We start from the raw sequence: 227 nt of genomic DNA on the forward strand, positions 1-227 counted from the left end.
TTTAATATGGCTGTGATTTTTCGATATCCATATCGATACTTGTGCTCTCGGCACAACGTGCCGATTTGTTTTTCCAAGTGGCGTTTGGGATGATCCTTCATCAGATTCTTCTTCCAACGATAATAAGACGCCCGAGAGATACCTAAATGAATACAGATATCCTGCACGGTCATTGTGCTGTGCAATATTTCTACAAGTTCGACTGACGTTTTGCTATCAACTTCCTT

General features: G+C 41.0%; 1 protein-coding gene. It reads right to left on the reverse strand.

Going from position 1 to position 227, the window contains the following annotated elements; all coding sequences use genetic code 11:
- A partial coding sequence (locus tag Q3W56_RS20920; RefSeq protein ID WP_302896727.1) for a transposase occupies nt 1-227 on the reverse strand: 227 nt, incomplete at both ends.

The sequence above is a fragment of the Bacillus sp. C28GYM-DRY-1 genome, assembly GCF_030519405.1.
GTDB classification, from domain to species: Bacteria; Bacillota; Bacilli; order Bacillales; family Bacillaceae; genus Bacillus; species Bacillus spizizenii_A.